The organism is Pseudomonas sp. RIT-To-2, from assembly GCF_029623465.1.
GTDB lineage: Bacteria > Pseudomonadota > Gammaproteobacteria > Pseudomonadales > Pseudomonadaceae > Aquipseudomonas > Aquipseudomonas silvicola.
In genome coordinates, this window is the sequence record NZ_JAPYKM010000012.1 from 15057 (window position 1) to 32137 (window position 17081).

Consider the following 17081-nt stretch of genomic DNA (forward strand, 5'->3'; position numbering starts at 1 on the left):
AGCAGCTGACGCAAGGCGCCGTCAAAACAGCGCCCCGCAGCAGAGGACCCGGCTGCGTCACTCCCGACGCGGCCAGGTCCGCTGCTACGCGGCGAGGGCGCCAATCAACCCTTTTGCAGGGTCAGGGCCGCGCGGCGGTGACGGGCCAGGTAAGCCAGGTACATGCCCACCACCCATACCGGAATGGCGTACACCGAGACGTTGATGCCCGGGATCATCAGCATGATGCCCAGGATGAACACCACGAACGCCAGGCAGATGTAATTGCCCCACGGGTACCACAGCGACCGGAACGACGACACGCGGCCATTGCGCACCTGGTGCTGGCGGAACTTGAGGTGCGAGAAGCTGATCATCGCCCAATTGATGACCAGGGTGGCCACCACCAGCGACATCAGCAATTCCAGCGCGTCATGGGGCATCAGGTAGTTCAGCACCACCGCCACCAGCGTCACCGCCGCCGACACCAGGATGGCCCGCACCGGCACGCCGCGCTTGTCTACCTTGGCCAGGGCTGCAGGGGCGTCGCCCTGTTCGGCCATGCCCAGCAGCATGCGGCTGTTGCAGTAGGTACCGCTGTTGTACACCGACAGCGCCGCGGTCAGCACCACGAAGTTGAGAATGTGCGCCGCGGTGTTGCTGCCCAGCATCGAGAACACTTGCACGAACGGGCTGCCGCTGTACGCATCACCGGCACTGTCGAGGGTCTGCAGCAGGCCATCCCACGGGGTCAGCGACAGCAGCACTACCAGGGCACCGATGTAGAAAATCAGGATGCGGTAGATCACCTGATTGATCGCCTTGGGGATCACGGTCTTGGGCTGGTCGGCTTCGGCAGCGGTGAAGCCGAGCATTTCCAGGCCGCCGAAGGAGAACATGATGATCGCCAGCGCCATGACCAGGCCCTTGACCCCATTGGGGAAGAAACCGCCATGGTCCCACAGGTTGCTGACCGACGCCTGCGGGCCGCCATGGCCGCTGACCAGCAGGTAGCTGCCCAGGGCTATCATGCCGACGATGGCCAGCACCTTGATGATGGCGAACCAGAACTCGGCCTCGCCGAACACTTTCACGTTAGCCAGGTTGATGGCGTTGATCATCACGAAGAAGACGGCCGCCGAGACCCAGGTGGGCACGTCGGGCCACCAGTAATGGACATACTTGCCCACGGCGGTGAGTTCGGACATGCCCACCAGGATGTACAGCACCCAGCAGTTCCAGCCCGAGAGGAAACCGGCGAAGCCGCCCCAGTACTGGTGGGCAAAGTGGCTGAACGAGCCCGCCACCGGCTCCTCCACGATCATTTCACCCAACTGGCGCATGATCATGAAGGCAATGAAACCGCAGATGGCATAGCCGAGAATCATCGATGGCCCGGCGGACTTGAGCACGCCGGCCGAGCCCAGGAACAGCCCTGTGCCGATGGCGCCGCCCAGGGCGATCAATTGGATGTGTCGATTTTTCAGGCCGCGCTTTAGCTGGCCGGATGAGTTCTGTGCACTCATGTAGTTGGTCACCTGGTTGTTTTTATCTGTGACGAAACGGGCCCGCTCCACTTTTGGCGGAACGGCAGAAATGCGCGCGATAACGGCAAGGTGCCACAGTAAAGGGCGCGCATTGTACACGCCGTGCATGGGAGCGCGAGGGGGAACCGGTGACAAGAGGGCAAAAAGCCGATGAATGTTACAATTTAGTGCACGACTGGCAATATTTCTTTACACCAAGAGGCTCGCTACGAACGCACTCTTGCCAATACCCCGCAAAACCTGCGGAAGCTGGCTTGCCAGCGAGCTTCTGACCGTCGCGCCAGTCGTAAAGATATATTTACACCCTGCAACGACAGTTTTCCACGCAGCAGAATGCAAAACGCCAGCCCGAAGGCTGGCGTTTGCATTTCAAGCGTGCTGGTTACTCAGGCTTGGGTTTGCGACGGGTCACCGGCGCACGCTTGTCCGCGGCAGGGCCACGGCGCTTGCTGTCGTCCGATAGTTTCAGGCCGGGGCGCTGGGCACCTGGCTTGGCTGGACGCTTGTTCATGTCGCTCGGGCGCTCGGCCACGGCAGAACCACGGCCGTCCTTGCGCGCAGGGGCTTCACCGCGGCGCGGGGCCGGGGCATCGCCACGAGGCTTGCGCGCCGGGCGCTCGCCTTCTTCCACGCGCGGGGCACGGGCGGGCCGCTCGGCGGCGGCCGGGGCACCGTCGTGCGCCGGGCGCAGCGTGCGCACGCGCTCGCCACGGCCCAAGGGGCGCGACGACTTGCGCTGCAGGCGCTCCATCTTGTCCTTGCTCTTGGCGTTCAGGGTCGGCATGGCCACCGATGTCAGGCCTACTTCGGCGCTGAGCACGTCCACTTCGTGCTGGCTCAGTTCGCGCCAGCGGCCCATGGGCAGGTCGGAGTTGAGGAACACCGGGCCGAAACGCACACGCTTCAGGCGGCTGACCACCAGCCCCTGGGACTCCCACAGGCGACGGACTTCACGGTTGCGGCCTTCCATCACCACGCAGTGGTACCAATGGTTGAAGCCTTCACCGCCCGGGGCCATCTGGATATCGGTGAAACGCGCCGGGCCGTCTTCCAGGATCACGCCGTTCTTGAGGCGCAGCAGCATGTCGTCATCGACTTCACCGCGCACGCGCACCGCGTATTCTCGGTCCATCTCGTAGGATGGGTGCATCAGGCGGTTGGCCAGCTCGCCGTCGGTGGTGAACATCAGCAACCCGGTCGTGTTGATGTCCAGGCGGCCGATATTGATCCAGCGGCCTTCGCGCGGGCGCGGCAGGCGGTCGAACACGGTTGGGCGGCCTTCCGGGTCGTCGCGGGTGCAGATCTCGCCGTCAGGCTTGTTGTAGATGATCACGCGGCGCACGGTTTCCGAGGCTTCCTCGCGCTTGATCACCTTGCCGTCGACGCTGATGGCGTCATGCAGGTCGACGCGCTGGCCCAGGGTGGCGTTGACGCCATTGACCTTGATGCGGCCTTCGCCGATCCAGGCTTCCACGTCGCGGCGCGAGCCCACGCCGATACGGGCCAGTACTTTCTGCAATTTTTCGCCGGCGGGGCCCATTTCCTGGACCTCTGGCTTGTCGTGTTCAGTCATCGTTTAGCACCTCCCGGTGTGTGATGTGGGGCGTACATGTCGCCCGAAGGGTCGCGAATCATACGCGCATGCGCGCGGTTGCGCACCTGAGACTAGTAGATATTTTCCCGGTCACTTCGTTTTCCGTCGGCCGGTGGCCGCCAGCGCCAGCAGGCGCAGGTGCGATTCGGCCAGCACCTGGCGCCGCTCGCCCTTGTCCATTTTCTTCCAGCCCTTGATCTCGCGCTTGCTGCGCCCGCAGCCCACGCACACGTCGTCATCGAACTTGCAGACACCGATACAGGGATCCTTGCTGCTCATGGGGCTTCACTCGTGGTGGCGGTCGGGGGCTTCGTCCTCCCCGTCCTCGTCCAGCGGCGTGTCGAGGAGCAGATCGTCGAAGTCTGTCTTGAGACCTTGTTCCATGGTGTCCAGTTCGGCCAGCAGCGTATGGAAGCTGGTTTCCTCCTTCGGTGCCTCGTCTTCGCCCGCCGGGGCGCTGGCATCGGCCAGGGCCTGCAGGTGCGCGGGCACCGGCGCGTCGTCCAGGTCCTCGACCACCGGCTCTGGCTCGATCTCGCGCAGTTCGGCCAGCGGTGGCAGGCTGTCCAGGTTCTTCAGGTTGAAATGATCGAGGAAAGCCTTGGTGGTGGCGAACATCGCTGGCCGGCCCGGCACTTCACGGTAGCCGACCACGCGAATCCACTCGCGCTCCAGCAGGGTCTTGGTGATGTTGCTGTTCACCGCCACCCCGCGCACGTCTTCAATCTCGCCACGGGTGATGGGCTGGCGGTAGGCGATCAACGCCAGGGTTTCCAGCAAGGCGCGCGAGTAACGCTGGGGGCGCTCCTCCCACAGCCTGCCCACCCAGGGCGCGAATTTCTCGCGGATCTGCAAGCGGTAGCCGGACGCCACCTCCACCAGCTCGAACGAACGGCTGTCGCAGGATTTGCGCAGCAGTTCCAGGGCTTTCTTGAAGACCGCAGGCTCCGGCCGCTCAGCTTCTTCGAACAGCTCGTACAGGCGCTCCAGGGACTGGGGCTTGCCCGAGGCGAGCAGGAAGGCTTCGAGCAAGGAGGCCAGGTCGCGGGGTTCGGTCAGGTTCATCTATCGACTCATCAGGGCGGCGGGGCACAACGCTATTCGGCGCGGGCCCGCACATGAATGGCCGCGAAAGGCTCATTCTGCACCAGCTCGACCAGGGATTCTTTCACCAGCTCCAGGATGGCCATGAAGGTGACGACCACCCCCAGCTTGCCCTCCTCGGCGGTAAACAGTTCGACGAACGGCACGAAGCCGCCGCCCTTGAGGCGCTCCAGCACCTCGCTCATGCGCTCGCGAGTAGACAGCGCCTCGCGGCTGACCTGGTGGCTTTCGAACAGGTCGCCACGGCGCATCACCTCGGCCATCGCCATCAGCACTTCTTCCAGCGCCACGTCGGGCATCAACTTGCGCACCTTGGCCTGGGGCGCGTCCAGTTGCGGCACGTAGATATCGCGGCCCAGGCGTTTGAGGCCATCCAGGCCTTCGGCGGCGGCCTTGAAACGTTCGTACTCCTGCAGCCGGCGAATCAGTTCGGCGCGCGGGTCGTCCTCTTCTTCCTCGGCTTCGGCCGAACGCGGCAACAGCATCCGCGACTTGATCTCGGCGAGCATGGCCGCCATCACCAGGTACTCGGCGGCCAACTCCAGGCGCACGCTTTTCATCAGTTCGACGTAGCCCATGTACTGGCGCGTGATTTCCGCCACGGGAATGTCGAGGATGTCGATGTTCTGCTTGCGGATCAGGTACAGCAACAGGTCCAGCGGCCCTTCGAAGGCTTCCAGGAAGACTTCCAGGGCGTCCGGCGGAATGTACAGGTCCACCGGCATTTCCGTGTAGGACTGGCCATACACCAGCGCCAGCTGTTCGGGGGCGCGGGGTTGTTCGACCTCGGGGGTGGGTTCGGCCACGGTCACGCCGGTCACGCCTCGGCCATGAACGGCGCGGGGTCACCGCACCCCACGCGCACCACCTGGGGCTCGCCCTCGGCCAGGTTGATCACCGTGGAAGCCGAAACGCCACCGAACCCGCCGTCGATGATCAGGTCCACCTGATGCTCCAGCAGTTGGCGCATTTCGTAGGGGTCGGTCATGGGCAAGGTTTCGCCGGGCATGATCAGGCTGACGCTCATCAACGGCTCGCCCAGTTCTTCCAGCAGCGCATGGGAAATGGGATGGTCGGGTACCCGCAGGCCAATGGTGCGGCGCTTGTCGTGCAGCAACAGTCGCGGCACCTCGCGGGTGGCGTTGAGGATGAAGGTGTACGGTCCCGGGATATGCGCCTTGAGCAGGCGGAACGCACCGGTGTCGATCTTGGCGAACAGCCCCAGTTGCGACAGGTCGCGGCAGATCAGGGTGAAATTGTGCTTGTCATCGAGCTTGCGCAGGCGGCGCACGCGCTCGATGGCGCCCTTGTCACCGATCTGGCAGCCGATGGCGTAGGACGAATCGGTGGGATAGATCACTACCCCGCCCTTGCGGATGATCTCCACGGCCTGCTTGATCAGGCGCGCCTGGGGATTGTCCGGATGAATCTGGAAAAATTGACTCACGTTCTCTACCTGTTGGTCAGACGACGAGTGGCTGCTCATGTGTGAACCGGCCCGACAGAAGTGGCAGATCCTCCGGCACCGGTCGGTAGATACCGATCTCGGACCAGGCCCCTGGACCATGGAAATCACTGCCGGCACTGGCCAGCAGACCGAATTCGCGCGCCAGGATCGACAAGGTGCCGACCTGCTCGGCCGGTTGCATGCCGTTGACCACCTCCAGGGCCTGGCCCCCGGCTTGAATATAGTCGGCAATCAGCTTGCGGCGCTTGCTGCGGGTGAAATCATATTGCAACGGGTGCGCCAGGCTGACCCACGCCCCGGCGGCGCGCAGGGTGGCGACGGTGTCTTCCAGGGTCGGCCAGTGCTGCTTGACGTCGCCCAGCTTGCCGGCCCCCAGCCACTTGCGAAAGGCCTCGGCGCGGTCGCGCACGTGGTTCTGGCGCACCAGGTACTCGGCGAAATGCGGCCGCGCCGGGGCGTTGCCGCTGTCACCCAGCTCCTGCTGGATGGCGCGGGCGCCTTCCAGGGCACCGGGCATGCCCTTGAGCGCCAGTCGTCGGCTGATTTCCTCGGCCCGTAGCCATCGGCCATGGTGCAACGCCTCGACCGCGGCGACCAACGGCGGCGCGTCCAAGGGGAAACCATAGCCCAGCACATGAATGGTGGCGCCGCCCCAGGTGCAGGACATTTCCACGCCACTGACCCACTGCATGCCCAGGGCCCGCGTGGCTTCCCGGGCCTCGGGCAGGCCTTCGAGGGTGTCGTGGTCGGTCAGGGCCAATACCCGCACACCATTGGCATGGGCGCGCGCAGCCAGGTCCGTCGGCGAGAGGGAGCCGTCGGAGGCGGTGCTGTGGCAGTGCAGGTCAACATTCATGAGGTGGCGCTTTCGCTGTCTTTGATGTTTGTTATTATGCCGTCACATCCTGCTTCTGGCTGCCACTGTGAAACAATTCATCGATTTCATCCCGCTGTTCCTGTTTTTCATCGTCTACAAGCTTGACCCGCGCACCGTCGAAGTCGCCGGCCAGCAGGTGACCCTGGGCGGCATCTTCAGCGCCACCGGCGTGCTGATCGCCAGTTCCATCATCGTCTACGGCATTCTGTTCATCACCCAGCGCAAGCTGGAGAAGAGCCAGTGGCTGACCCTCGCTGCGTGCCTGGTGTTCGGCAGCCTGACCCTGGCCTTTCACAGCGAGACGTTTCTGAAATGGAAGGCGCCGGTGGTCAACTGGCTGTTCGCCCTGGCGTTCGCCGGTAGCCACTTCATCGGTGACCGCTTGCTGATCAAGCGCCTGATGGGCCACGCCCTGACCCTGCCCGATGGGGTATGGGCGCGCCTGAACGTCGCCTGGATCGTGTTTTTTCTGTTCAGCGGTGCCGCCAACCTGTTCGTGGCCTTCACCTTCCAGAGCATCTGGGTGGATTTCAAGGTGTTCGGCAGCCTGGGCATGACCCTGCTGTTCCTGGTGGGCCAGGGTATCTACCTGTCCCGCCACATGCATGACGCAGATACCACTACCCCGAAGACCGAGGACTGACATGCTCTACGCAATCATTGCCACCGACACGCCTGACTCGCTGGAAAAACGCCTGAGCGTTCGCCCGGCTCACCTGGCGCGCCTGGAAAAACTCAAGGACGACGGCCGTCTGGTCCTGGCCGGCCCGCACCCGGCGGTAGACAGCAACGACCCGGGCGCCGCCGGCTTCTCCGGGAGCCTGATCGTCGCCGAGTTCGAATCCCTGGCCGCCGCGCAGGAGTGGGCCGGTGCCGACCCGTTCGTGGAAGCCGGTGTCTACGCTGACGTGCTGGTCAAACCGTTCAAGCAAACCCTGCCGTAACGGCCTGGGTCTGCAGGCGCTGGCTTGCCAGCGAGCTGTGTCCGAAAAAGCTCGCCGGCAGGCCAGTGCCTGCAGAACGCACATTTCGCCCTTTGCATCGCCCCATTGCCTCATCATTCGCCCGTGGCTGCCGACAACCTGCCGAACAATCGACAGAATAAGGAGTCACTATGCGCCAGAGTCTGCTGTTTTCGCTGTTGCTCGTGCTGCTGCTGGGCGCCAGCGATGCCCAAGCCGACGATGGTTCGACGCCCTTGTCCCTGACCAACAGACCGCAGCTCGACGAGCTGCAGCAACGGCTGAACGAAGGCGAACGCCTGCGGGCGGCGCTGAGTCAGGAAAACCAGCGGCTCAAACTGCAATTGCAGGAAGCCCAGGCCAAGGCCGCCCCTGGCGTACGGCTGTTGACCGAACAACAGCAATGGTTTGTCACGGGCGCGGGTGTAGCCTTGTTGGCCGCCCTGTGCGGTATCTTTATCAGCGGCGGGCGTAGACAACGTCGGCAATGGTTGAATTGAGAGTTTCATGAGCGATCTGTTACTGATTGATGATGACGTGGAGCTGTGCGAGCTCCTGAGCAGTTGGCTGGGCCAGGAAGGTTTCGTGGTGCGTGCCTGCCACGATGGCGCCAGCGCGCGCAAGGCCCTGGCCGAACTGTCCCCTGCCGCCGTGGTGCTGGACGTGATGCTGCCCGACGGCAGCGGCCTGGAGCTGCTCAAGCAACTGCGCAACGAGCATGCCGACCTGCCGGTGCTGATGCTGTCGGCCCGGGGTGAACCCCTGGACCGCATCCTGGGCCTGGAGCTGGGCGCCGATGACTACCTGGCCAAACCCTGCGACCCGCGCGAACTGACGGCTCGCCTGCGGGCGGTGCTGCGCCGCAGCCACCCGACCGCGACCAGCGGGCAGCTGGAACTGGGCGACCTGTGCTTCAGCCAGGCGCGGGGCGTGGTGACCATCGACGAGCACGACATCACCCTGACCGTGTCCGAAAGCCGCCTGCTCGAAGCGCTGCTGCGCCAGCCGGGCGAGCCGCTGGACAAACAGGAACTGGCACAGATTGCCCTGGGCCGCAAACTGACCCTGTATGACCGCAGCCTGGACATGCACGTCAGCAACCTGCGCAAGAAAATCGGCCCCCACGCCGACGGCCGCCCGCGCATCGTCGCCCTGCGCAGCCGCGGCTACTACTACGCCGAGTAGGCCCGCCCGTGGGCCGGGGCTTTCAGGGGGGAGCGGCAAGCTGCACGTCAGAAGCGGGCGCGGAAGGCTCGCGGCTTGCAGCTGCCACTGCCTCTCTTTACTCAAGCTTTACGCTCCCCTGACCGCACCTGACCTTGATCTCCTTAAACTGAGCTCATCCGGTTAACACCGGCAACGAGACAAGGAGATTCACCATGCGCAAGACCCTGATGGCTCTGATGTTCGCCGCCGCCCTGCCCACCGTTGCCATGGCGGCGCCTGAAGGCGGCCCTGGCGGCCCCGGTTTCGGCCCAGGCCCTGACTTCGGCGGCCCAGGCATGCACCACGAGCGCGGCCCGCGTGACGGCTTCGCCAAACTGGACCTGACCCCGGAACAGCGCGAGAAGATCGGCCAACTGATGGGCCAGGAACGCCACATCGACCGTGAAGTGCTGCATCGCTACCTGGAAAAACTGCCAGCCGCCGACCAGAAGGCGATGAAGGACGAGATCCAGGCCAAGCATGACAAGGCTCGCGCCGACATCCGCGCCGTGCTGAACCCGACTCAGCAGAAACAGTTCGACGAAATGAAGAAGAAGCAGGACGAGCGCCGCGCCGAATGGAAGGAATTCCAGGCCTGGAAAGCGCAAAAGGCACAAAAAGCCCAGTAAGCTTCGCTCATCGTTGACCCCGCCCGACACGTTCACGCGTGTCGGGCTTCTGCATTTGAGGTACTCCCTTGCGATCATTGTTCTGGCGCATCCTGGCAAGCTTCTGGCTGGCCATCACCCTCGTCGCCGGCCTGTCGATTCTGCTCGGCCACATACTGAACCAGGACACCTGGATTCTCAGCCGTCACCCGGGCCTGAAAAACCTGGCCGAGACCTGGGTCACGACCTACGAGAAGGATGGCCAGGACGCGGCCCAGCAACTGCTGGAGCAGCGCAAGTGGCGTTACCACATTGACGTCCAGGTGCTCAACGAGGCGGGCGAAGCCGTGGTGCCTGGCACCTTCCCCCGCCGCGCGGCCGCGTTCGAAGCACGCCAGAACGATGGCAATGATGACCGCCCACTGCCATGGCGGCGCCTGACCGCCGAGTACACCAGCCCCAAGACCGGTGATACCTACCTGCTTATTTACCGTATCGCCCACCCGGAACTGGATGCCTGGCGCCGTGAGAGCCTGGTGTGGCCGTTGAGTGCCCTGGGTATCGCCCTGGTGGTGCTGACCTTGTTCAGCCTGCTGGTGACCCTGTCCATCACCCGCCCGCTGAGCCGCTTGCGCGGCGCGGTACATGACCTGGGGCAGACTACCTACCAGCAGAACAGCCTGGCGCGGCTGGCCGACCGCCGTGACGAGTTCGGCGTGCTGGCCACCGACTTCAACCGCATGGGCGCACGCTTGCAAAGCCTGATAGGCAGCCAGCGGCAGTTGCTGCGAGACGTGTCCCACGAGCTGCGTTCACCCCTGGCGCGCCTGCGCATTGCCCTGGCCCTGGCCGAACGCGCCGAACCGGAACAGCGCGAGCGCCTGTGGCCACGCCTGACCCGCGAGTGCGACCGCCTGGAGGCGCTGATCAGTGAAATTCTCACCTTGGCCCGCCTGGACGCCGAGCATGCCACGGCCGAACCGGTGGAACTGGCCACGGTGCTCAAGAGCGTGCGCAACGATGCCCGCCTCAGCGCCGCCGAGCAGCAGATCAAGATTCAGTGTGAACAGGGCCTGACCCTGACTGGCTGGCCGACCATGATCGAGCGGGCTGTGGACAACCTGGTGCGCAACGCCTTGCGGTTCAACCCTGAAGGCCAGCCGATCGAACTGGGCGCCCAGTTGAAAAACGAGCGAGTGGAAATCAGCGTGCGCGACCATGGCCCCGGCGTGGGTGACGAGCACCTGGCGCAACTGGGCGAACCGTTCTACCGCGCTCCCGGCCAGACCGCAGCCGGCCACGGCCTGGGCCTTGCCATCGCCCGCCGCGCGGTGGAGCGCCATGGCGGTACCCTGACCCTGGCCAACCACCCGGAGGGCGGTTTCCTGGCCATCCTTGACCTGCCGTTGACGCCGGTGACCCAGGCTTGAAGTACCGCGTCGGCGCCACACGCGATGTGCCTCGCGGGTAAAGGCGGCGCCCGCGGTTGCGCGGCGCATTACGTGGAGCGCGGAATCAAACCGACCAGGCGCTGACGTAGTCGGCGGTGCTGACCTTGGGCGCTTCGCGCGGCGGGTTCAGCGGGGTACCCAGGTACAGGAAGGCAATGACTTCCTCGCCCTGCGCCAGCCCCAGCCCCTTGGTCACATGAGGCGCATAGGCCAGCTCACCGGTACGCCAGACCGCGCCGACGCCCTGGGCATAAGCGGCCAGCAGAATGTTCTGCGCCGCGCAGCCGGCAGCCAGCAACTGCTCGCTTTTCGGCACCTTGAAGTGATCCTGAAGGCGCGCCACCACCACGACCACCAGCGGCGCACGCAACGGCATGCCGCGGGCTTTTTCCAGTGCCGCCTCGCTGGCATCGCCCTTCAATCGCGCGGCTTCGGCAAGGATTTCGCCCAGCTGCTCACGCGCCGCGCCTTCCACCGTCAGGAACCGCCACGGCCGCAACTGGCCATGGTCCGGCGCGCGCAGGGCGGCCTGAAACAGCACTTCGCGCTGCTGCGCCGTGGGCGCCGGTTCTACCAGGCGTGGCACGGAAACACGGTTGAGCAATACGTCGAGGGCCTCCATCGGCCACCTCCCTGAACAGTTGAGTAACGCTATTCTAGACACAATGAGCAAACCCCTGTCGGGTTTACATGCCCGGACCCACAGGTAGAATGGCGCCCTTCATTTTCAAGCCCCGAGCGGACTCCATGGCGTTGCCGACCCTGCGAATCATTGGTTTCATCATCGGCATCTTCCTGATCACGCTGGCCATCAGCATGGCCGTGCCCATGGCGACGCTGCTGATTTTCCAGCACACCAGCGACCTGCCATCATTCCTGTGGTCCAGCCTGATCACCTTTGTCGCCGGCCTGGCGCTGATCATCCCGGGGCGCCCCGAGCATGTGCACCTGCGCCCCCGGGACATGTACCTGCTGACCGTCAGCAGCTGGCTGGTGGTGTGCGTGTTCGCCGCCCTGCCCTTTGTGCTCACCGAGCACATCAGCTACACCGATGCCTTCTTCGAAAGCATGTCCGGCATCACCGCCACCGGCTCCACGGTACTCAGCGGCCTGGACACCATGAGCCCCGGCATCCTGATGTGGCGCTCGCTGCTGCACTGGCTGGGCGGCATCGGCTTCATCGGCATGGCGGTGGCCATCCTGCCGCTGTTGCGCGTGGGCGGCATGCGCCTGTTCCAGACCGAATCCTCCGACCGCTCGGAAAAGGTCATGCCGCGCTCGCACATGGTGGCCAAATCGATCGTGCTGGTGTACATCGGCATCACCGCCCTGGGCAGCCTGGCCTTCTGGGCAGCGGGCATGAGCCTGTTCGATGCCATCAACCACGCCATGTCGGCGATTTCGACCGGCGGTTTCTCGACTTCCGACCAGTCCCTGGCCAAGTGGTCGCAACCGGCGGTGCACTGGGTGGCGGTGGTGGTGATGATTCTGGGCAGCCTGCCGTTCACCTTGTACGTGGCCACCCTGCGCGGCAACCGCCGGGCGTTGCTCAAGGACGAACAGGTGCAGGGCTTTCTGGGCCTGTTGCTGGTGACCTGGCTGGTGATGACCACCTGGTACTGGTGGACGACCCAACTGCCCTGGTGGGACGCGCTGCGCCATGTGGCGCTCAACGTGACCTCGGTGGTCACCACCACGGGGTTCGCCCTGGGTGACTACAGCCTGTGGGGCAATTTCGCCCTGATGCTGTTTTTCTACCTGGGGTTCATTGGCGGTTGCTCGGGCTCGACGGCGGGCGGGGTGAAGATCTTTCGCTTCCAGGTGGCCTATATCCTGCTCAAGGCCAACCTCAACCAGTTGATTCACCCTCGGGCGGTGATCCGCCAGAAGTACAACGGCCACCGGCTGGATGAAGACATCGTTCGCTCGATCCTGACGTTTTCGTTCTTCTTCGCCATCACCATCAGCGGCATCGCCCTGGCGTTGTCGCTGCTGGGCCTGGACTGGATGACTGCGCTGACCGGCGCCGCCAGCACCGTTTCGGGGGTGGGCCCGGGGCTTGGAGAAACCATCGGCCCGGCCGGCAACTTCGCTAGCCTGCCGTCGGCAGCAAAATGGATTCTGTCCGGCGGCATGCTGCTGGGCCGCCTCGAGATCATCACGGTGCTGGTGCTGTGCATGCCAGCGTTCTGGCGTCATTGACCACCGCGGCTTCGATGCCCAGCAAGCGGGCCCGGTATTCGCCGGGCGTGGTGTCGAACCAGCGGCGGAAGGCGCGAAAAAAGTTGCTGGGGTCGGCAAAGCCCAGCAGGTAGGCCGCTTCCAGCAGCGTCATCTGGGCCTGGGCCATGTACTGCTCCGCCAGCTCGCGGCGGGTATCGTCGAGCAACGCCTGAAAGCTGGTGTTCTCTTCACGCAACCGCCGCTGCAGCGTGCGCTGGGAGAGGTGCAGCACATGGGCCACCGCTTCGCGCTTGGGTTCGCCCTGGGGCAGTAGCCGGCACAGCACCTGCCGTGCCTGGTGCGTTACCCGGCCTTCCGTGAAGCGCGCCAGGTAGTCCCCGGCAAAGCGGTCATGCAGCGCCGCCATGGCTTCGTTGGCCGTGGGCAGCGGCACTTCCATGTCGGCCCGTTCGAAAATCAGCGCGTCATGAACGGCACTGAACGCCATGGGCGCGTGGAAGGCCCGTTGGTAGGGCTCCAGGTCCACCGGTTCGGGCCCCTGCAACAACACCTTGCGCGGTTGCAGGGTACGCCCGGTAAGCCAGCTGCACAGTGACAGCGCACAGGCCAGCGAGGCCTCGGCACTCTGGCGCGTGGGGACCAGGTGATCGCCGTGCACCGTGACGATAAGGCCGTAGCCCTCGGGCAGCAACTTGAAGGAGACGTCGGCGCTTTCGGCGATGATGCGCTGGTAGCGCACCAGGCGCTCGAAACCCTCGGCCAGGGTGCGGCTGGACATCAAGGCATAGCCCACGACATGAAAGGATGCCGGTCGTACCACCCGCGCCATGTTCAGGCCGATGGCCGGGTTGCCGGACAGTTCCACCGCCAGGGTCCACAAGCGGGTCATGGAGTCCTGGGTGAAGCGCGCATCGGGGTCGTCCAGGGCGCGGAAGTCCAGCCCCAGCTGGCGAAACAACGCGGGGCAGTCCAGCCCTTCCAGCTCCAGCGCCTTGACGATGCCCATGGCCCAACTGGCCGACGTGGTCCTTTCACTCATGCCTGTACTGCCCCATTCCGCACCACGGCGATTGTGTCAAAAGATACAAAAGTGGCGCCAATAGTCAGTGGCTCGCCTTGTCGTTCACTCTAGACTCAAATAAGGTCCCACGTAGCCCCATTGATCGTCAGGCGAGGCCGTCGTCGTGAATACTACCCAACAGTTCGACCGTTTCAGCGATTTCTACCCCTATTACCTCGCCGAGCACAGCAACAGCACGTGCCGCCGCCTGCACTTCGTGGGCACCAGCCTGGTCATCGCCCTGGTGGCGTGGATCGTCGGCAGCGGCAATTGGGCGCTGCTGATCGCGTTGCCCATCGCCGGCTACGGCTTCGCCTGGGCCGGGCACTTCTTCTTCGAGAAAAACCGCCCGGCCACGTTCCGCTACCCGCTGTACAGCCTGGCGGGGGATTTCGTGATGTACCGGGACATGCTGGTGGGCAAGGTGGGGTTCTGACCCGTTACGCCGCACTGGGGCTGGAATTGGCCCCCCTGTGCGACCGAGATAGCTCCCCCAGAAGCGTTCACGCCACAGTGGGTTGTGGCTGAGCCTGCTGGCGGGCCTGGGCGTCGGCCAGGCGGTAGAGTTCGATCTGGCCGTCCCAGTGTTCGATCAGTGCCGTGCAGGACTCTACCCAGTCCCCGCAATTGAGGTACTCGACCTCCCCCACCTTGCGGATCTCGGCATGGTGGATGTGCCCGCATACCACACCGTGGAAACCACGCTTGACGCACTCGTGGGCAATGGCTTCCTCGAAGTCGCTGATGAAACTGACCGCGGTCTTGACCTTGTGCTTGAGGTACGCCGACAGCGACCAGTACCCGTAGCCATAACGCGCCCGCCAATGGTTCAGCCAGCGGTTCAGGGTAAGCGTGAACTCGTAGGCCGAGTCCCCCAGGAATGCCAGCCACCGGTGGTAACGGGTGATGACATCGAACTGGTCTCCATGGATGACCAGCAGCCGGCGACCATCGGCGGTCAGGTGTTCGGCTTGGTCGACCAACTGGATATTGCCCAGCATCAGTTTCGAATAGCGGCGCAGGAACTCGTCGTGGTTGCCCGTGACGTAGATCACTTCAGTACCGCGCTTGGCCATGGTCAACAGGCGGCGAATCACATTGGTGTGCGCCTGGGGCCAATACATGCCACTGCGCATCTTCCAGCCGTCGATGATGTCGCCCACCAGGTAGATGCGGTCGGCATGGTACGCCTTTAGAAAACGCGACAGGTGCTCGGCCTGGCAGTCGCGGGTGCCCAGGTGTACATCGGATATCCACAACGTGCGAACACGCTGCTTGCCGCTGGACTTGGGAAACTGGGCGCTGGTCATGGGCAAGCTCCGTCGGGATTTGCACAAGCTTGCGACTGCGCCGTGAAATGACCATGACAGGCATGCAACAATGGTGTGACAAGCCAATCGGTGTCTTACCGATCCAAAGCGACCAAACAGGGCTGGCCTACCCCCACCACAGCAAGGATGCCCATGACTCCCCGTACCGCGCTTGGCGCCCTGCATATCGGCGCGTTGTTCTTCGGCCTGGCCGGGGTGTTCGGCAAGCTGGCCAACGCCAGCGCCGTGGTCATCGTGATGGGCCGCGCGGCATTCGCGGTGTTGGCCCTGGCGGCGTTTGCCCGGCTCACGCGGCGTGGCTGGCAACCGCTGAGGCGGGGTGACTGGGGGCGGCTGCTGGCCGCCGGGGTGCTGTTGACCGGCCACTGGGTCACATTCTTTATCGCGGTGAAGGTCGCCGGGGTGGCGGTGGCGACACTGGGGTTCGCCAGCTTCCCGGCATTCACCGTGCTGCTGGAAGGCCTGGTGTTTCGTGAGCGTATCCACCTCAGGGAAGTCATGCTGGTGCTGATGGTAAGCGTCGGCCTGATCCTGGTGACGCCGGCGTTCGACCTCGCCAGCCAGGCCACCACTGGCCTGTTGTGGGCCATGCTCTCAGGGCTGACATTCGCGGTGCTGTCGCTGGTGAACCGCGCCAGTGGCGACCGTGTTCCGCCGGTTCAGGCAGCGCTGTGCCAGAACGCGGTGGTGGCGGTGTGCCTGGCGCCCCTGGCCGTGCCGCAATTGGCCACCTTGGGCGCCATGGACTGGCTATGGATCGGCCTGCTGGGGGTATTCTGTACCGGCCTTGCCCACAGCCTTTTCGTCGCCAGCCTGGCGGTGATCAAGGCGCGCACCGCGGCGGTGGTGTTCGCCCTGGAACCGGTCTACGGCATTGCCTTTGCCTGGGTGTTCTTCAGCGAAACGCCAACGGCGCGCATGCTGGCAGGCGGCGTATTGATCTTCGCGGCAATCGTACTGTCCAGCAGGGCACCCAACCCTAAAGGGCCCAACTGACCAGAACGGCCATTTCCAGCAGTTCCAGCAACGCCCCGGCGGTGTCGCCGGTCGTGCCCCCCAGGCGCCGACACATCTGCCGGCGCAACCAGGCACCGATCAGCACCGCCACCGCGACCATGGCCAAGCCCTTGAAACCCGCCAGCAGCCAGCAGGCGGCGACACTCACCAACAGCACGCCCCGCCCAGCGGCCCGCGGCAAGTGATCGGCCAACGCCTGGCCCAGGCCTCCCGCGCGTACGTAGGGGGTAGTGAGAAACAGGCCCAAAAGCGACGCCCGCCCCAGCAGCGGCGCGATCAGCAGCACCTGGGCATGGCCACCGTCGACCACCGCCAGCAGGGCGCAGAATTTGAGCAACAACACCAGCACCAGCGTCACCACAGCGATCGGGCCGCTACGCGGGTCCTTCATGATCTCCAGGGTGCGAGCGCGGTCGCCGAAGCCGCCCAGCCAGGCATCGGCGCTATCGGCCAGGCCGTCCAGGTGCAGGCCACCACTGAGCAGCACCCACGCGGCCAGCAACAAAGCCGCATGCAGCAGCGCTGGCGTTCCGGCCAGCACCAGGTTCAGCGCCCACAACAGCCCGCCGAACAGCAGGCCGACCAAGGGGTAGCACAACAACGAGCGGCCCATGGCCTGGGGCGGCGGCATGCCTGCCAGGCGTACCGGCAGGCTGCTGAGGAACTGCAGGGCAATCCAGAACGGCAACATGC

At 64.6% G+C, this 17081-nt stretch carries 19 protein-coding genes and 1 pseudogene; 9 read left to right on the plus strand and 11 right to left on the minus strand.

Going from position 1 to position 17081, the window contains the following annotated elements; translation table 11 throughout:
* Nucleotides 1–104: 104 nt before the first annotated feature.
* The 7 genes and pseudogenes from QBK88_RS12915 to QBK88_RS12945 form a co-directional block, all read right to left on the minus strand.
* Nucleotides 105–1505: an amino acid permease gene (locus QBK88_RS12915; RefSeq protein ID WP_277962314.1), complete on the minus strand. Its 1401-nt coding sequence runs from the start codon at nucleotides 1503–1505 to the stop codon at nucleotides 105–107.
* A gap of 403 nt (nucleotides 1506–1908) precedes the next feature.
* Complete coding sequence (gene rluB / locus QBK88_RS12920) at nucleotides 1909–3099, minus strand: 23S rRNA pseudouridine(2605) synthase RluB (RefSeq protein ID WP_277962315.1); 1191 nt, start codon at nucleotides 3097–3099, stop codon at nucleotides 1909–1911.
* A 111-nt stretch (nucleotides 3100–3210) separates the two neighbouring features.
* Nucleotides 3211–3399 (minus strand): DUF1289 domain-containing protein, encoded by a 189-nt coding sequence (locus QBK88_RS12925; protein ID WP_268144647.1) that lies wholly within the window; start codon nucleotides 3397–3399, stop codon nucleotides 3211–3213.
* Nucleotides 3400–3426: 27 nt separating this feature from the next.
* Nucleotides 3427–4185 (minus strand): annotated as a pseudogene (gene scpB, locus QBK88_RS12930) (SMC-Scp complex subunit ScpB); the annotation flags it as partial.
* A gap of 32 nt (nucleotides 4186–4217) precedes the next feature.
* Nucleotides 4218–4916, minus strand: a complete 699-nt coding sequence (locus tag QBK88_RS12935; protein ID WP_277962408.1) for a segregation and condensation protein A — start codon at nucleotides 4914–4916, stop codon at nucleotides 4218–4220.
* Nucleotides 4917–5041: 125 nt separating this feature from the next.
* On the minus strand, nucleotides 5042–5671 hold the full coding sequence (locus QBK88_RS12940) for an L-threonylcarbamoyladenylate synthase (RefSeq protein WP_268144648.1): 630 nt from the start codon (nucleotides 5669–5671) through the stop codon (nucleotides 5042–5044).
* A 16-nt stretch (nucleotides 5672–5687) separates the two neighbouring features.
* Nucleotides 5688–6548: a PHP domain-containing protein gene (locus QBK88_RS12945; RefSeq protein WP_268144650.1), complete on the minus strand. Its 861-nt coding sequence runs from the start codon at nucleotides 6546–6548 to the stop codon at nucleotides 5688–5690.
* Nucleotides 6549–6615: 67 nt separating this feature from the next.
* Between QBK88_RS12945 and QBK88_RS12950 the strand changes: the two genes are divergently transcribed.
* The 6 genes from QBK88_RS12950 to QBK88_RS12975 all read left to right on the plus strand — a co-directional run bounded on the left by QBK88_RS12950 (nucleotide 6616) and on the right by QBK88_RS12975 (nucleotide 10775).
* Nucleotides 6616–7212, plus strand: a complete 597-nt coding sequence (locus QBK88_RS12950; protein ID WP_268144652.1) for a septation protein A — start codon at nucleotides 6616–6618, stop codon at nucleotides 7210–7212.
* 1 nt (nucleotide 7213) lies between these two features.
* Nucleotides 7214–7513, plus strand: a complete 300-nt coding sequence (locus tag QBK88_RS12955) for a YciI family protein (RefSeq protein ID WP_158156422.1) — start codon at nucleotides 7214–7216, stop codon at nucleotides 7511–7513.
* Between the two features lie 170 nt (nucleotides 7514–7683).
* On the plus strand, nucleotides 7684–8031 hold the full coding sequence (locus QBK88_RS12960) for a translation initiation factor 2 (RefSeq protein WP_268144654.1): 348 nt from the start codon (nucleotides 7684–7686) through the stop codon (nucleotides 8029–8031).
* A 7-nt stretch (nucleotides 8032–8038) separates the two neighbouring features.
* Nucleotides 8039–8716: a response regulator transcription factor gene (locus QBK88_RS12965; RefSeq protein ID WP_158156418.1), complete on the plus strand. Its 678-nt coding sequence runs from the start codon at nucleotides 8039–8041 to the stop codon at nucleotides 8714–8716.
* Nucleotides 8717–8910: 194 nt separating this feature from the next.
* Nucleotides 8911–9366, plus strand: coding sequence for a Spy/CpxP family protein refolding chaperone (locus QBK88_RS12970; RefSeq protein ID WP_268144656.1), 456 nt, complete (start codon nucleotides 8911–8913; stop codon nucleotides 9364–9366).
* A 68-nt stretch (nucleotides 9367–9434) separates the two neighbouring features.
* Nucleotides 9435–10775: a sensor histidine kinase gene (locus QBK88_RS12975; protein WP_268144658.1), complete on the plus strand. Its 1341-nt coding sequence runs from the start codon at nucleotides 9435–9437 to the stop codon at nucleotides 10773–10775.
* A gap of 85 nt (nucleotides 10776–10860) precedes the next feature.
* Here QBK88_RS12975 and QBK88_RS12980 read toward each other — a convergent pair whose 3' ends face one another.
* A complete protein-coding gene (locus QBK88_RS12980) occupies nucleotides 10861–11418 on the minus strand; it encodes a nitroreductase family protein (protein WP_277962316.1) in 558 nt (185 codons plus the stop codon).
* Between the two features lie 125 nt (nucleotides 11419–11543).
* Here QBK88_RS12980 and QBK88_RS12985 point away from each other — a divergent pair, with 125 nt between their 5' ends.
* Nucleotides 11544–12998, plus strand: coding sequence for a TrkH family potassium uptake protein (locus tag QBK88_RS12985; RefSeq protein WP_268151693.1), 1455 nt, complete (start codon nucleotides 11544–11546; stop codon nucleotides 12996–12998).
* Here the strand turns inward: QBK88_RS12985 and QBK88_RS12990 are convergent.
* Nucleotides 12955–14019 carry an AraC family transcriptional regulator gene (locus QBK88_RS12990; protein ID WP_277962317.1) on the minus strand — a complete coding sequence of 355 codons (1065 nt, stop codon included), beginning with the start codon at nucleotides 14017–14019 and terminating at the stop codon, nucleotides 12955–12957. The genes QBK88_RS12985 and QBK88_RS12990 overlap by 44 nt on opposite strands.
* A gap of 145 nt (nucleotides 14020–14164) precedes the next feature.
* Here QBK88_RS12990 and QBK88_RS12995 point away from each other — a divergent pair, with 145 nt between their 5' ends.
* Nucleotides 14165–14476, plus strand: coding sequence for a DUF962 domain-containing protein (locus QBK88_RS12995; RefSeq protein ID WP_268144663.1), 312 nt, complete (start codon nucleotides 14165–14167; stop codon nucleotides 14474–14476).
* A 67-nt stretch (nucleotides 14477–14543) separates the two neighbouring features.
* On the opposite strand, the gene QBK88_RS13000 is transcribed toward QBK88_RS12995, so the two are convergent.
* On the minus strand, nucleotides 14544–15350 hold the full coding sequence (locus tag QBK88_RS13000) for a UDP-2,3-diacylglucosamine diphosphatase (protein WP_268144664.1): 807 nt from the start codon (nucleotides 15348–15350) through the stop codon (nucleotides 14544–14546).
* 153 nt (nucleotides 15351–15503) lie between these two features.
* Between QBK88_RS13000 and QBK88_RS13005 the strand changes: the two genes are divergently transcribed.
* Nucleotides 15504–16367 carry a DMT family transporter gene (locus QBK88_RS13005; RefSeq protein ID WP_277962318.1) on the plus strand — a complete coding sequence of 288 codons (864 nt, stop codon included), beginning with the start codon at nucleotides 15504–15506 and terminating at the stop codon, nucleotides 16365–16367.
* Here QBK88_RS13005 and QBK88_RS13010 read toward each other — a convergent pair.
* Nucleotides 16351–17079 carry an adenosylcobinamide-GDP ribazoletransferase gene (locus QBK88_RS13010; RefSeq protein WP_277962319.1) on the minus strand — a complete coding sequence of 243 codons (729 nt, stop codon included), beginning with the start codon at nucleotides 17077–17079 and terminating at the stop codon, nucleotides 16351–16353. The genes QBK88_RS13005 and QBK88_RS13010 overlap by 17 nt on opposite strands.
* Nucleotides 17080–17081 lie beyond the last annotated feature (2 nt).

Coding starts and splice junctions, on each gene's coding strand:
- QBK88_RS12915 (WP_277962314.1), bottom strand. CDS start 1,505: ATGAGTGCACAGAACTCATCCGGCCAGCTAAAGCGCGGCCTGAAAAAT.
- rluB (WP_277962315.1), bottom strand. CDS start 3,099: ATGACTGAACACGACAAGCCAGAGGTCCAGGAAATGGGCCCCGCCGGC.
- QBK88_RS12925 (WP_268144647.1), bottom strand. CDS start 3,399: ATGAGCAGCAAGGATCCCTGTATCGGTGTCTGCAAGTTCGATGACGAC.
- QBK88_RS12945 (WP_268144650.1), bottom strand. CDS start 6,548: ATGAATGTTGACCTGCACTGCCACAGCACCGCCTCCGACGGCTCCCTC.
- QBK88_RS12955 (WP_158156422.1), top strand. CDS start 7,214: ATGCTCTACGCAATCATTGCCACCGACACGCCTGACTCGCTGGAAAAA.
- QBK88_RS12960 (WP_268144654.1), top strand. CDS start 7,684: ATGCGCCAGAGTCTGCTGTTTTCGCTGTTGCTCGTGCTGCTGCTGGGC.
- QBK88_RS12965 (WP_158156418.1), top strand. CDS start 8,039: ATGAGCGATCTGTTACTGATTGATGATGACGTGGAGCTGTGCGAGCTC.
- QBK88_RS12970 (WP_268144656.1), top strand. CDS start 8,911: ATGCGCAAGACCCTGATGGCTCTGATGTTCGCCGCCGCCCTGCCCACC.
- QBK88_RS12980 (WP_277962316.1), bottom strand. CDS start 11,418: ATGGAGGCCCTCGACGTATTGCTCAACCGTGTTTCCGTGCCACGCCTG.
- QBK88_RS12985 (WP_268151693.1), top strand. CDS start 11,544: ATGGCGTTGCCGACCCTGCGAATCATTGGTTTCATCATCGGCATCTTC.
- QBK88_RS12990 (WP_277962317.1), bottom strand. CDS start 14,019: ATGAGTGAAAGGACCACGTCGGCCAGTTGGGCCATGGGCATCGTCAAG.
- QBK88_RS13000 (WP_268144664.1), bottom strand. CDS start 15,350: ATGACCAGCGCCCAGTTTCCCAAGTCCAGCGGCAAGCAGCGTGTTCGC.
- QBK88_RS13005 (WP_277962318.1), top strand. CDS start 15,504: ATGACTCCCCGTACCGCGCTTGGCGCCCTGCATATCGGCGCGTTGTTC.
- QBK88_RS13010 (WP_277962319.1), bottom strand. CDS start 17,079: ATGTTGCCGTTCTGGATTGCCCTGCAGTTCCTCAGCAGCCTGCCGGTA.